Genomic DNA, 13,108 nt, shown 5'->3' on the forward strand with positions numbered 1-13,108 from the left:
TTTCAGAGGGTTGCCCGATGGGTTTTATTCGTACGTTGCATGGAGATATTGCCCCCGCCCAGCTGGGTGTGACCTACAGTCACGATCATATCTACTGCATTCCGCCGTATTGGGCAGAGCGTAACGATGAGGATCTGCTGCTGGATTCAGCGGAAGCCTCGGAAAGGGAGCTGGCGGATTTTCGCGCCGCTGGCGGGCACTCTTTCTATGACGCCACCGCGCCGGATTATGGCAGACAGGTCGAGGTTGTTGCCAGAATCGCACAGCGTCAGCACGTACAGATCATCGCTACCGCCGGGTTTAACAAAGGCTTCCTCTGGAGCTGCAAACGCCCTGGTCACAACGACACGTTTGCACAGTGGATTGAACACTCGCCGTTGGACGCACTGGTGGAGCACGTTGTCCGCGAAGTGACGGACGGCATCGATGGCAGCCAGTACCGGGCTGGCGTGGTGAAATGCGGCACCGGCTATAACATGATTTCGCCACTTGAACGCAAAACGCTGGAAGTGATCGTTCGCGCGCAGCAAATTACCGGCGCGCCGATGCACAGCCATACGGAAATGGGCACTATGGCGCTGGAACAGACGCAGGTGTTTAAAACGCTTGGTCTTGATATGTCCCGTTTGTGCTTTGCACATATGGACCGAAACCCCGATCCCTGGTTACATCGTCAAATCGCCAACACCGGGGCGTACCTCTCTTTTGACGGTATTACCAGGATAAAATATCACCCTGAGCATATTCGTACACAGGCCATCCTCGAACTGTGTAAAAGGGGATATCAAAAACAGATCCTGATCGGTGGCGATTTCGCCCGTAAAAGCATGAGCGCCCACTATGGAAAAGGGGGGCTGGGATTGAAGTTTATCCTGGCGGACTGGCGGCCAAGGTTTATAGAAGAAGCGCATGAAGCCGGTTTTGACGGCGAGGCACTGCTGCATGATTTTTTCATTGCTAATCCGGCCCGTTATTTTACCTTCAGCCAGGACAGCCAATGAAGCTGCAAATGCTGAACGAATCGCAGGCCAGTGCGGCGCTGCGCCGGGCGCAGATAGCCTTACTGCCATTGGGCGCGGTAGAACCGCACGGCGATCATCTGCCGTTGGCAACGGACAATCTGCTGGCAGAGCGTTTTTGCGAACGACTCGATGCAGCCCTTGGCGAAGCATCCGTAATGCTGCCAGTGCTACCGTTTAGCCAGGTCTGGTCGTTACAGGGTCACGCTGGTGCGGTGGATATTGGTAACGATTTACTGAGTCAGCTTTTACAGGCGCTGGCGCGCAATATGGCAGGCTATGGCATTCCGGCGCTGGCGGTCATTAATGCGCATTACGGTAATTTTGACGCCATAAAAAGCGCGGCCAGGGCCTTGAAAAAAGAGGGCATTACGCTACTCAGCTACACCTGGGCGGGTATGAATGATTGCGTGCATCGTCTACGGGAATCGAAAGAGGCCAAAGCCGGATATATGCATGCCGATGAGATTGAAACCTCCCTGATGCTGGAACTGGCTCCGGAAGCGGTGCAGATGGCGCAGGCAAGGGCGCACTATCCTGAGTTCCCCCCTAATTTCGCCTGGCAACAGATGCACTGGACGGAGTTTTCCGACTATGCGGTGCTGGGCGATCCGCGTTGCGCCACGGCAGAAAAAGGGGCAGCGCTTGTCCAGCAGGCACTGGACACCACGCTCCACTCTCTTCGTCACTATCTTGCGCAGGTATCCCGATGATTGCACGCCAGGCCATACAACTGGACCATCCCGCAAACACGCCGGAGCAGGCGATTCTGGCAGCAGGCAACGCGCTGCTGGCAAGCGATGCGTGCACTGAACGTTATGTCCAGGCGATGGTGGACAATTTTCATCAATTCGGCCCCTATTTTGTGATAGCGCCAGGTCTGGCAATGCCCCATGCACGGCCAGAACAGGGCGCGCTGACGCCGCAAATCAGTTTTATCCGCCTGCGCCAGCCTGTGGCGTTTGGACACAGTGATAACGATCCCGTCTCGCTGGTGCTGGGGTTATCCGCAACTGGCCAGGATCAGCATATTCAACTTATCCAGCAACTGGTGACATTGCTCAGCAATGAGCATACGTACCACACTTTTCTGCACAGCACGGACGCAGAAGCGATTTTCTCCTGTTTTACGCACAAGAATTAATCACGGAATCACGCACTTCGAGGGCTGATAATGAAAATTCTGACGGTTTGCGGTTTAGGCATGGGCTCCAGCCTGATTTTAAAAATGAACGTCGAAACGGTATTACAAAAAAACGGTATTCAGGCGTCTGTCGAACACATGGATGTCTCTTCCGCCTCTTCGGCGCAGGCCGACCTGGTGATCACCAATAGTGAACTGGTGGACAACCTGCGCCAGCTTTCCTGTCCGGTGGTGGTGGTGAATAACTACATTGATACACAGGAAATCACCCGCGCCTTAGCACAGGCGGGCGTACTGAAAGAGGGTGCCTGATCATGAGTGAATTTATCGATGTGCTGCACTGGATAACCGTCAATATTTTCGGCGAAGCCTCCATTCTTATTGGTTTGATCGTCCTTCTCGGGCTGGTGTTACAGAAAAAACCGTTGGCGGATATCGTCTCCGGCACGCTGAAAGGCATTCTCGGTTTTCTGATTATTGGCGCAGGCGCAGGCATTATTGTCTCCGCCTTGCTGATTTTTCAGCCCATCTGGACCGAAGTGTTCGGTCTCAGCTCAATGAACCTGACGGACATTATGGGGCAGGTGAAATTCAGCGAACGCTACGGCAGCAGCGTAACCATTGCGATTGCAGCGGGTTTTGCCATTAACCTGCTGCTGGCGCGGCTCACCCCGTTCAAATATATCTACCTGACCGGCCATATGATGTTCTGGACGACGATGATCTTTGCCGGGATCATGGTCAACACCAACCCGAACATCTCCGCGGTGCAGTTAACGCTGATGCTGTCGGTGATCATGGGACTGTACTGGACGCTACAACCGGCGATGGTGCAACCGTGGGTGCGAAAAATCACCGGCAACGACAATGTCGCCCTCGGCCATACATCGGCCTCCGTCGCACTGCTGGGTGCGGTGTTCGGCACGCTCTTCGCTGCCAACAAAATTAACGCTGAAGATATTCAGGTACCGAAAAAGCTCGGTTTCCTGCGCGACTCCAACGTGGTCACCGCGTTAACCATGACGCTGTTGTTCTTTGTGGGCACCTTTATTCTGCAAATCAAAGCCACGCCGAAAGCGGCCGAAATCCTCTCCCAGTCAGGGGGGCTCAGTTTTTATATCTACGCCCTGAAACAGTCGCTGATCTTCACCGGCGGCATTGCTGTGGTCTTACTTGGGGTGAGGATGTTTATTGGCGAGATGGTGCCAGCGTTTAACGGCATTGGTTCACGGCTGGTGCCCGGCGCGAAACCGGCGCTTGATTGCCCGATTTTATTCAACTTTGCACCCAACGCGGTGGTGCTTGGCTTCGTTGGTGCCTTTATCGGTTCACTGTTGTGGCTAACGGTGATTGGTCGCTCCACGGGGTATGTGTTTATTCCCAGCATGATTGTTATTTTCTTCCATGCAGGCACGGCGGGGGTGTTTGGCAATATCACCGGCGGCTATAAAGGCGCGCTGCTGGCGGGGTTTGTCACCTCGACTGTGGTAGCGTGGGGGCAATACTTCTGCGTCAGCTTCTTTATCAACGACACCATTCCGGATACCGCGTTGTGGGCGGGTGATAGCGACATGTTTATGCTGGCACCGCTGATCAGCGCGTTAACCCGTTTGCTGACCTTCTGAGGATCTGCGATGAGCGACGCGTTGAACCACTACTATGCACAAATCCACCAGAAATTGCGGGAGCTGGAGCAGCAACGCGACGTGATTGACCGGGCGGCAGAGATGATGTTCGACACCGTGTGCAACCAGCGCAATCTGTTTGTCTTTGGCGCCAGCCATGCCGGGATCCTGGCGGAGGAGATGAGCTACCGTGCCGGTGGGCTGGCGATCGTTAACCCGCTCTTTAACCCGGCGCTGATGCTTAACGTACGACCATTAACATTGACCAGCGCCGTGGAAAATGTTGAAGGGTTAGGGCGCGTTCTGGTGGAGAGCTCACCGCTACAGGCCGGCGATACGCTGCTTATCCACTCCGTATCGGGGCGCAACGCCATTACTCTGGATGTGGCGATTTGCGCCCGCGAGCGCGGGGTGAATGTAGTGGCGATCACCAGCCTGGATACCGCTGCGAAAGTGACCTCACGCCACTCCAGCGGCAAACTGCTGGCCACGGTGGCAGATGTGACCATTGATAATCTCTGCGAATACGGCGATGCCGCTGTCACCCTACCGGGAATGGCGCAGCGTGTCGCACCGTTGTCCACTATCATGGGGGCAACCATTGCCAACAGCCTGGTGCTGCGCTTATGCGAACGGATGCTGGAAATCGGCCTTACGCCGCCAGTACTGGCCAGTGCAAACATAGACGGTAATCAACAGATAAATCGGGATATACTGGAAAAATACAGGAGCCGGATACACTACCTCTGAAGCGGAGTTGAAGTATGTTTGAGTCTGACGGACTCCCACTTTACCTGAAGATCAAAGAGATTATTCTGCAACGGATTATCTCGTTTACCTATGATGACAGACTGCCCGGCGAACTGCTGCTGGCGGAAGAGTTTCAGGTGGCACGCGGTACGATCAAACAGGCCATCGATGCGCTGGTCAGCATCGGGATGGTGTACCGCGAGCAGGGAAAAGGCACCTTTATTAACCGTGATGCGCTGCTCAAACACTACACCGACCTGCCGGATACGCTGGTCTCGTTTGTTGATCCGCAGCCCGTGCATCTGGAGGTTATTTCTCTCTTTCCTTCCATGGCAGACAGCGTGGTAGCCGAGAAAATGGGGCTAAGCCTTGGCCATCAGGTCGTGCGACTTGAACGGGTAATGATGCAAAACACGCAGGTCGTCGGGCATGTAATCAGCTGGCTCAACGGCCGGATTTATACCGATATCAGCCATATTGATGGCGCGCGTTCGCTGCACGGGCAATTACGCGAAACCTTTGGCTATGCGCCGACACGCGCCCATGAACAATACATGCCGGTGGTGAGCGACAACGCGCTGGCTAAACAGCTCAACGTGGCGGTGGGCAGCCCGCTATTACGCATCGAGCGAATTGCCAGTAACCTGGATGATGTGGTGTTTGAATACAGCGTCAGCCATGTGAAAGGGGCGTCGCTATCCCTGCGAGTCGCAACCAGTCAGAGTGCGGGGAATGCGCAATGGAGTTGCGCTGTTTCCTGGTAACAGATCGTCACAAGACCCACGCGGTTACGCCTGAAATGAAAAGGCCTGAGTCCGCTCACATCACGTACCCAGGCCATAAACGCCGCTCAATGTGACTGCCCGGTTTGACAGGGCAGTCCATGTTTTCTGCTTTTACCGGATATTAGTGGATAAGCCCCTGAACACGGGTAATGGCGTTGTCATACACCGTATTGGCTTTTTCATTACGGGCTGCCTGGTAATATCTCAGCGCTTGCTGATAATCACCCGCCGTTTCGTAAATTTTGCCGATGTTATAATTTGCCCCGGCACGAACCGTTGGCGCACCTGTGCCGCTGGCTAATGCCAGCGCTTTACGGTTGGCCCACAGTGCTTCCGCCGTGCGACCGGCTTTCTGATACACCAGCCCCAGGTTGCCGTATGCCTTGCCGTTATCCGCCCACGCGTTGACGGCCGCGGTGAACTGCGCGATCGCCTGATCGTAATCATTTTGCTGGTAAGCCGCTTCTCCCAACAGATTGAAATTACGCGACGCGCTCATATCCTGTTGTGACCAACCCGCATTGTGCGACGCGGTCCAGGCGTCTGCCAACGCAGGCGAGAGGAGCGTGCCGATGTTCGCGGAGTCGGTCGTCACCCCTTCAATTTTGTTGATATCGACAAAGTCGCCCGATGGGGTGATTTTAAATACCGTCCACAGATTCCCGGTCTGATGCTGCGGAACATAATAGGTTCTCACCAGCGATTCGCCGACGTAGACAAACACTTTCGCCTGGCTTTCGGACAAGCGTGTCGTGCCCGGATTTAAGCGATCGGTAAAGTCATGGATAGCGTAGACATAGGACTGACCATTCTGCCGTGCTGTCAGGGTGATGGTTTCAGGACCATAACTGTCTGTATCGTCAACATCCAGATTGCCGTTATCACCCTCTTGATGGTCGAAATAAATATGGTTGCCCGGATAAACGATGTGCGAATCCAGATCCTCAGGCTGCGCTCCCCAGGTTAAGACCACACGCATACTGTCCAGCCCGCTCAGTACCGGGCTTAACGCATACGACATGCCGTTACAGGGGCATTTCACCACCAGATTTGAATAACCGTTTTTTTTGACAATCAACAGCGTGTCGCTGGTATCGGGCAACGCGCTCTCCAGTACGGCCTGTCCCTGTGCGTTCGTCGTCGCCTTGATCGCGCTTTCACCGTTTCGTTGCAGCATAAGCTGTGCATCGGGGATTTTCGCGTCTTTGACCACGGCGCTCAGAATTTCAACCTGGGTTGTGCTGGCAGAACCATAGCCAGACAACAGAAAAAGCGGTACAAGCAGCCATGACTTCATATTACTCTTCATTTAATCCCTTAATATCCTGGCAAATTTATGCCCTGTTACGTTGTCATCATCTCCCCGTCCGGTTATCGGCGACCGGAGGAGGAGGTAAAAAGCTGGCGAACAGTCATACCGCATTCTGCTCACTCAGCCAATTTGAACTATTCGCGCGGATTATACTTACCGCAACACCATGAACAAAATGCATTTTTACGAACCCTGCGTGTGGCAGTGCGCGGTTAATCATGCCCGTCGTGTTTCGCCGCGAACAGATGCGTCATATCCCCGCCCATTCGGGTATTTTGTAGCGGTCTGAGCGCCGTGATGCGCTGGTTTAACGCTGTATCACACCGCTGAAGCTGGCACCAGGCCTCCAGCCAGGCCAGGTTGGTTGTGTGCTGTAAAAAAGCGCGATCCTGCGTTACCCCGGTTTGCTGTGCATAGGGGGCGGGGTCATCCAGCGAAGCAATGATTTTCGCGCCCAGCCGTTGTAATGCCTGGTTGTTTTCTGCCGTCACATCCACACCGTTCGCCCGCGCAAACAGGGCGATCATCACCAACGGCTGTATCGCGTAATTATGATAGGAAAAGGCCCGCTGTCGGCGGCGTAATTCATTGGGTAAAAATCCCTGTGCATCCACTTGCTGCATAGCGGTGCGGTAAATCGCCAGTGACGAGTCAAACAGATCCTGACGTTGGGTGACCACCGCAGTTGACATCAGTGCCCAGGCAGCCCAGTAGCTGTGGTTATTGACTTTATCCAGCGGCAGATCGCGCCATTCACTGGCAGTTAACGTAGCCAACTGGCTCAACCAGCGCGTGACGGTTTCCTGCTGCGCAGCATAAGCGGCAAGCGGGTGCGCCGGTGAGAAAACCAGTTGTAACCACGCCGAGGAGAAACTTGCCAGTGCCCATTTGCGCAGAGACTTGCCGGTATGATTCGCCGCTGCACCGGTTAATGCACCTGCGTTAGCCCACGCGCTAAGTGTGTTAACAACACAGGCGACATAACGCGGATCGCCGCTGCGTGCCCAGGCGATCACCTGCTTACTGACCAGACTCTCCATGGCAGTAATGTTTTGGGTTTGATCACGAAACGCAGCTTCAGCCTGCGGGTTAAGCGTGGCACGGGCGCTGTCGGAGCCTTCGTATTTACTGCGGAAATCGAGCGTGCCGGTAAACGGCGTGGGAACGGCAGGGCAGTTGACCGTTTTTGCTGCATCAACCCGATGCGCGGGCGGCTGCATAAAACCGGAAGGGGGGTGTAAACTGTCGGCAGCATGGGCCGCCACCGACAGGACGAACGACAAAAGAAACATCAGGACTGCTTTGCAGGAAACCATGCTGCGCCTCTTTTCCGCAACGGAGTCCGTGACTATAGCAGGGATCAGTTACCGCCAAAAACATGTACCGCGCGATGCAGACGGGCGGCGCGTTCAGAGAGATCTTCAGCGGCGCTGGTCACCTGTTCCACCATCCCGGTGTTGTTGTGCGTCATTGTGCCGATGCGGGAAACCGACTGGTTAATCAACTCCAGTGCCTGCGTTTGTTCATGCGTAGCAACGCCAATCTCTTTGATCATGGTCGACATATTAATCACGCTGTCAATCATGGCTGTCAGGTGCGTTTCCGTCTTCTCAACCATTTCCACGCCGCTTTTCACATTCGCCACGTTATGCTCGATCAACGACTGAATTTCCCGCGCGGCGGAAGCGGAGTGCTGCGCCAGATTGCGCACTTCGGCGGCCACGACGGCAAAACCGCGACCGGATTCCCCCGCACGCGCCGCTTCTACTGCCGCGTTCAGTGCCAGGATATTGGTCTGGAAGGCAATACTGTCAATCACACCAATGATGTCGACGATTTTATTGTTGTCCGCAGAGACAGCCTGCATCATGGCGATGGTTTTCTTCATCACGTCGCCGCTATTCATGGCACTGGCGCTGGTTTCATCGGCACGGGCCATCGCATCGGACGCCGTTTCCGCCGTTTGCCGCACCGCGCTGGCGATCTCTTCCACCGCCGCCGCAGTTTGATGCAAGTCAGCGGAGGTTTCTTCTGTGCGTTTTTGCAAGGACTCGCCTTCGCTGGTAATGCGCCCGCTAATGGTACGAATACCGTTAATCTGTGCGGAAACATCCCCAACCAGCGAGCTGAGATTTAACCCGGATTGGTTAACCAGTCGCATCAACAAACCAATTTCATCCACGCGGTTAAAATGCCGGTAGTCGGCTTTACGCCCGGAAACCACTTTCTGCATTTGCGACAAAACTATTTTCAGCGGGCGAGATATTTGGCTCTGCAAAAAAACGGAAAGCAGTCCGAGGATAATAATTGACGCGCCCGCTTTGGTTGCAGCATTCAAGTCCGTATATTGTAATGCGACCAGAAGAGCAGCCGTAATTATGGTGCCGAAATTGATACGTTTTGAAACATTGATGCGCTGAAAAAGAGATAAAAAAGAAAATAAACCACGGCGTACCACCAGCCCTTTATAGAAACGATACCCTTTAAGTTTATTCTCATTAACTTGCTGATAGAGTGCCGAACTGGCATCCACTTCTGCACGTTCAGGAATATTACGCACAGAGATATAACCGGTTAACTGCCCCTGCTGATAAATAGGGGTAACGTTGGCACGAACCCAGTAGTGGTCGCCGTTCTGGCGACGGTTCTTCACCATCCCGGTCCAGCTGTCGCCCTGTTGAATAGTAAACCACATATCGCCAAATGCCGCAGGGGGCATATCCGGGTGGCGAATAATATTATGTGCCGCCCCCATTAATTGATCTTCATTAAATCCGCTGGCGTCAATAAATGCCGTATTGGCATAAGTAATATGGCTGTGCGTATCGGTTGTCGACAGCAACGTCGTACCGTCGTTAAGCAAAAACTCTTTTTGTGTAACGTGAGTGTTACGCTTCATGAAAAAAACTCCACGATGGACCGCAATCAATGAGTTTTGCTGACGCGGTAATACGTGTGATTAATTTACCGGCCAGTGACTGTTGTTCGTTATTACCTGTGCATTTTCTACGAACTTATCGGCAACGGAAAGTAGCAACATTAAATATTTTTTTAGTCATGCTTACGCCTTAACTTTTAAATATTGTTATGATTTTGCGACAAAAAAAAGACTGATTAAAATCTTCGGCGAGATAAGTAAATCCTTAAGCTAAATTATCAGCCAGACATCCGATAAAGCATGAAAAATAATCGCAGAACAAACAGAAATGTTAACAGAAAAAATAGCTGTATTTACATTAAAACACTATTTCAAAGCCCACAGTGCCGTGCAACTTGCTGCTCAGTAATACAGCAATACTTAAATCGTATGACAACAGAGCGGATAAAGACATGATAATTTACAGGGTTAATAAGAAGGGTATCGCTTATTTTTACGGCGGTCACCGGCGGCGGAATATCCGCCGCCGGGAGATTAATGGCTGAGGATTTGATCGAGGAACTGGCGGGTACGCGGATGCGCCGGTTGTGTAAAGAACGTTTCTGGCGCAGCAGACTCGACAATGCGACCCTCCGCCATCAGGATCACATTGTCCGCCACGGTACGCGCAAAACCCATCTCGTGCGTCACCACAATCATGGTCATGCCGCTCTCCGCCAGATCAAGCATCACATCCAGCACCTCTTTGATCATTTCCGGATCGAGCGCCGAGGTCGGCTCATCAAACAGCATGATTTCCGGCTGCATACACAGGGCGCGGGCAATCGCCACACGCTGCTGTTGCCCACCAGACAATTGCAGTGGAAACTTATGCGCCTGGTTGGCTATGTGCACCTTTTCCAGATAGTGCATCGCCAGTTCTGTCGCCTGCGTTCGCGTCATCTTGCGCACCAGCGTCGGCCCGATAATCAGGTTATCCAGCACGCTTAAATGCGGGAACAGATTAAACTGCTGGAACAGCATGCCAATGCTCAAACGGATCCGGCTGATGTTGCGCACGTTGTCATTCATTTCGATGCCGTTCACCAGAATCTGCCCCTTCTGATGCTCTTCAAGACGGTTAATACAACGGATAAGCGTCGATTTACCGGAACCGGACGGGCCGCAGATCACCACACGTTCGCCTTTTTTCACGCTCAGCGACACCTCGTCCAGCACCTGGAATTTCCCGTACCATTTGCTGACCGATTTCATCTCAATTATCGCATCGCGCGATGTTATGTCCTGCATCAGGAGACTCCTTCAGGGTTACGGCGGGCATCAATACGTCCTTCCACCCACACCGCATAGCGAGAGAGCAAAAAGCCGAATAATAAATACAACGAGGCAATAAACACATATGACTCGATATAGTAGCGACGCCACTGCGGATCCTGCATCACCGCGCTGGTGGCCGTCAGCACATCAAACAGACCAATAATGATCACAAACGAGGTATTTTTCATCGCGGCGATAATATGGTTGGTCACGGCGGGCAGGCAGATACGCAAAGCCTGCGGCAGAATGATTTTGGTGGTGGTGTGCCAGTAACCGAGGTTCAGCACTGCCGCCGCTTCATACTGACCACGAGGGACCGATTGCAAACCGCCGCGGATCACTTCCGCCTGGTAACAGGCAAAGAACAACGCAATACCAATGATAATGCGCAGCAGTTTATTGACTTCCATATCCGCCGGTAAAAACAGCGGAAAAACATTCACCGCCACAAACAGGATGGTGATCAGCGGCACGCCGCGCAGACCTTCAATAAATACCACCGACAAGCCGCGCAAGAAGGGCAACGGTGAGCGCCGCCCAAGTGCCAGCATCACAGAGACGGGCATACCAATAATCACCGTGCCGGAAAAAAGCAGCAGCGTCAGCGGCAGGCCGCCCCAGTCCGCAGAGGGCACCGGTTTCAGACCGAATACGCCACCGCTCATCAGTGCCGACATTGTCGCCAGCGCGATGAGCCACAACGGCCATAACAGGCGCGAATGCCAGCAGGCGGGGGAAAGCGACACGCCAACAGTAATAAACCACACCAGCATTGCCAGCGCCGCACGCCACTGTTCATCATAGGGATACAGGCCGAACAGAATAGGGCGATACTTCTCGCCAATTACCGCCCAGCATGCGCCAGTCGCCGCCCGACATTGCTCCACATTACCGCTCAGCCCGACAGCGTTAATGACGCCCCAGCGCAGCAATGATGTTCCCACCATCAGGATCACTGTCAGCAGCAGAAGTGTCAGTACCGTTTGCAAAATGCTGCTGAAAAGATGACGTCGCAGCCAGAAAAGCACAGGGTTTTGCATCACGGTTCCTTAGCGCTCTTTAATGGCGACGTAACGGTTAAACAGGTTCATCAACAGGGACGTCGCGCCGCTGATAATCAGATATACCCCCATCATAATGGCGATCGCTTCCAGCGCCTGACCGGTCTGGTTCATTAGCGTATTACTGATATTCGCCAGCTCCGGGTATCCCACCACAACGGCGATGGAGCTGTTTTTCGCCAGGCTGACATACTGGCTGGCCAGCGGCGGCACCATCACCCGCATCGCCTGCGGAAGGATCACATGGCGCATCACATGCCACGGGGAAAAGGAGAGTGCCCGCGCCGCCTCAAGCTGCCCTTTGGGCACCGATTGAATACCCGCGCGAACGATTTCGGCAATAAACGCCGACGAGTAAAGGGCAATACCCAACAGCAGCGCAGTAAATTCCGGGCTGATGGTAAAACCACCTTTAAAGTTGAAACCGCGGAGTTCCGGGCGATTCAGTTCGTGCGGCGCACCAGCAAGCACCCACACCAGCAACGGCAGGCCGATAATCAGCGCAGCCCGCAGACGAGCCACCGGCACCATTTTGCCGTGGTGCTCACGCCAGCGACGCGCGACGCGTGCAAGCAGCACGCTCATGACACAGGCCGCCAGCAGCGCGATAAAGGCCCATCCCCAACCGCTGTGTGCCGCCGGGACGGCAAAGGTCAACCCACGGTTGGTTAAAAAGCCCATGCCGGGCAGAATGATCGCCTCACGCGGCGAGGGCAGGTTACGGATCACCACCGACCAAAAGATCACCTGCAAAATAACCGGTACGTTTCGCAACAGCTCTACGTAGCCGACACATACTTTCATCAGCAACCAGTTTTTCGACACCCGCCCGATGCCAACAATAAAACCGAGCACGGTGGCAAGCACAATGCCACACACGGTGACGTACAGAGTATTGAGTAACCCCACGGCCAGCGCGCGGGTGTAGCTGTCGCGTGGCGTGTAGTCGATAAGTTTCTCGCCAATAGCAAATTGCGCACGCTGATGCAGGAAGCCAAAGCCGGTGGCAATACGCTGCGCGCGCAGGTTATCCACCACATTGCTGTAAAGCCAGTAGCTAAACCCTAAAAGCAGCGCTGCCAGCAAAAACTGGTAGCACCAGCTACGCACGGTTTTGCTGCCAAAAAAGGTGAAAAGGCGAAACACGGTGGACTGCCGGGTCGTGTCAGACGCAAGGGCAAGCGCACCGGAGTTGTCAGTCTGTTTCATCATTAAAC

General features: G+C 53.8%; 13 protein-coding genes. 7 read left to right on the forward strand and 6 right to left on the reverse strand.

Translation table 11 applies throughout. The features are described from left to right. Positions 1-17 precede the first annotated feature (17 nt). Genes ABGA49_RS00915 through ABGA49_RS00945 form a run of 7 tightly spaced genes read left to right on the forward strand, consistent with a single transcriptional unit; the run spans position 18 to position 5,302 of the window. Complete coding sequence (locus ABGA49_RS00915; protein WP_347664983.1) at positions 18-1,001, forward strand: phosphotriesterase; 984 nt, start codon at positions 18-20, stop codon at positions 999-1,001. After that, positions 998-1,732, forward strand: coding sequence for a creatininase family protein (locus tag ABGA49_RS00920; RefSeq protein ID WP_088237552.1), 735 nt, complete (start codon positions 998-1,000; stop codon positions 1,730-1,732). Before ABGA49_RS00915 ends, ABGA49_RS00920 begins: the two co-directional genes overlap by 4 nt. Further along, positions 1,729-2,163, forward strand: a complete 435-nt coding sequence (locus ABGA49_RS00925) for a PTS sugar transporter subunit IIA (RefSeq protein ID WP_061495869.1) — start codon at positions 1,729-1,731, stop codon at positions 2,161-2,163. The genes ABGA49_RS00920 and ABGA49_RS00925 overlap by 4 nt, the downstream gene beginning before the upstream one ends. A 30-nt stretch (positions 2,164-2,193) precedes the next feature. Beyond that, entirely contained in the window at positions 2,194-2,475 is a 282-nt protein-coding gene (locus ABGA49_RS00930; RefSeq protein WP_061495867.1) for a PTS sugar transporter subunit IIB, read from the forward strand. A gap of 2 nt (positions 2,476-2,477) precedes the next feature. Continuing rightward, a complete protein-coding gene (locus ABGA49_RS00935; RefSeq protein ID WP_082794165.1) occupies positions 2,478-3,788 on the forward strand; it encodes a PTS ascorbate transporter subunit IIC in 1,311 nt (436 codons plus the stop codon). A 9-nt stretch (positions 3,789-3,797) separates the two neighbouring features. Then, complete coding sequence (locus ABGA49_RS00940; RefSeq protein ID WP_061495866.1) at positions 3,798-4,538, forward strand: SIS domain-containing protein; 741 nt, start codon at positions 3,798-3,800, stop codon at positions 4,536-4,538. 14 nt (positions 4,539-4,552) lie between these two features. Further along, a complete protein-coding gene (locus ABGA49_RS00945; RefSeq protein ID WP_061495864.1) occupies positions 4,553-5,302 on the forward strand; it encodes a GntR family transcriptional regulator in 750 nt (249 codons plus the stop codon). A 142-nt stretch (positions 5,303-5,444) separates the two neighbouring features. On the opposite strand, the gene ABGA49_RS00950 is transcribed toward ABGA49_RS00945, so the two are convergent. The 6 genes from ABGA49_RS00950 to ABGA49_RS00975 form a co-directional block, all read right to left on the reverse strand. Beyond that, positions 5,445-6,620: a tetratricopeptide repeat protein gene (locus tag ABGA49_RS00950; protein WP_347664984.1), complete on the reverse strand. Its 1,176-nt coding sequence runs from the start codon at positions 6,618-6,620 to the stop codon at positions 5,445-5,447. A 227-nt stretch (positions 6,621-6,847) separates the two neighbouring features. Further along, positions 6,848-7,951 carry a mannuronate-specific alginate lyase gene (locus ABGA49_RS00955; RefSeq protein WP_347664985.1) on the reverse strand — a complete coding sequence of 368 codons (1,104 nt, stop codon included), beginning with the start codon at positions 7,949-7,951 and terminating at the stop codon, positions 6,848-6,850. Positions 7,952-7,995: 44 nt separating this feature from the next. Then, positions 7,996-9,534 (reverse strand): PAS domain-containing methyl-accepting chemotaxis protein, encoded by a 1,539-nt coding sequence (locus ABGA49_RS00960; RefSeq protein ID WP_088237549.1) that lies wholly within the window; start codon positions 9,532-9,534, stop codon positions 7,996-7,998. A 513-nt stretch (positions 9,535-10,047) separates the two neighbouring features. After that, positions 10,048-10,803 carry an amino acid ABC transporter ATP-binding protein gene (locus ABGA49_RS00965; protein WP_061495858.1) on the reverse strand — a complete coding sequence of 252 codons (756 nt, stop codon included), beginning with the start codon at positions 10,801-10,803 and terminating at the stop codon, positions 10,048-10,050. Further along, positions 10,803-11,870 carry an amino acid ABC transporter permease gene (locus ABGA49_RS00970; protein WP_061495857.1) on the reverse strand — a complete coding sequence of 356 codons (1,068 nt, stop codon included), beginning with the start codon at positions 11,868-11,870 and terminating at the stop codon, positions 10,803-10,805. Before ABGA49_RS00970 ends, ABGA49_RS00965 begins: the two co-directional genes overlap by 1 nt. Positions 11,871-11,879: 9 nt before the next feature. Then, entirely contained in the window at positions 11,880-13,103 is a 1,224-nt protein-coding gene (locus tag ABGA49_RS00975) for an ABC transporter permease subunit (protein WP_061495854.1), read from the reverse strand. Between the last annotated feature and the right edge of the window lie 5 nt (positions 13,104-13,108).

Source organism: Kosakonia sp. WA-90 (genome assembly GCF_039871955.1).
Classification (GTDB): domain Bacteria; phylum Pseudomonadota; class Gammaproteobacteria; order Enterobacterales; family Enterobacteriaceae; genus Kosakonia; species Kosakonia oryzendophytica.

What these genes read in the sequence shown, in the direction of transcription:
- ABGA49_RS00915 (WP_347664983.1), top strand. Translation starts at nt 18, where the DNA reads ATGGGTTTTATTCGTACGTTGCATGGAGATATTGCCCCCGCCCAGCTG.
- ABGA49_RS00920 (WP_088237552.1), top strand. Translation starts at nt 998, where the DNA reads ATGAAGCTGCAAATGCTGAACGAATCGCAGGCCAGTGCGGCGCTGCGC.
- ABGA49_RS00925 (WP_061495869.1), top strand. Translation starts at nt 1,729, where the DNA reads ATGATTGCACGCCAGGCCATACAACTGGACCATCCCGCAAACACGCCG.
- ABGA49_RS00930 (WP_061495867.1), top strand. Translation starts at nt 2,194, where the DNA reads ATGAAAATTCTGACGGTTTGCGGTTTAGGCATGGGCTCCAGCCTGATT.
- ABGA49_RS00935 (WP_082794165.1), top strand. Translation starts at nt 2,478, where the DNA reads ATGAGTGAATTTATCGATGTGCTGCACTGGATAACCGTCAATATTTTC.
- ABGA49_RS00940 (WP_061495866.1), top strand. Translation starts at nt 3,798, where the DNA reads ATGAGCGACGCGTTGAACCACTACTATGCACAAATCCACCAGAAATTG.
- ABGA49_RS00945 (WP_061495864.1), top strand. Translation starts at nt 4,553, where the DNA reads ATGTTTGAGTCTGACGGACTCCCACTTTACCTGAAGATCAAAGAGATT.
- ABGA49_RS00950 (WP_347664984.1), bottom strand. Translation starts at nt 6,620, where the DNA reads ATGAAGTCATGGCTGCTTGTACCGCTTTTTCTGTTGTCTGGCTATGGT.
- ABGA49_RS00955 (WP_347664985.1), bottom strand. Translation starts at nt 7,951, where the DNA reads ATGGTTTCCTGCAAAGCAGTCCTGATGTTTCTTTTGTCGTTCGTCCTG.
- ABGA49_RS00960 (WP_088237549.1), bottom strand. Translation starts at nt 9,534, where the DNA reads ATGAAGCGTAACACTCACGTTACACAAAAAGAGTTTTTGCTTAACGAC.
- ABGA49_RS00965 (WP_061495858.1), bottom strand. Translation starts at nt 10,803, where the DNA reads ATGCAGGACATAACATCGCGCGATGCGATAATTGAGATGAAATCGGTC.
- ABGA49_RS00970 (WP_061495857.1), bottom strand. Translation starts at nt 11,870, where the DNA reads ATGCAAAACCCTGTGCTTTTCTGGCTGCGACGTCATCTTTTCAGCAGC.
- ABGA49_RS00975 (WP_061495854.1), bottom strand. Translation starts at nt 13,103, where the DNA reads ATGATGAAACAGACTGACAACTCCGGTGCGCTTGCCCTTGCGTCTGAC.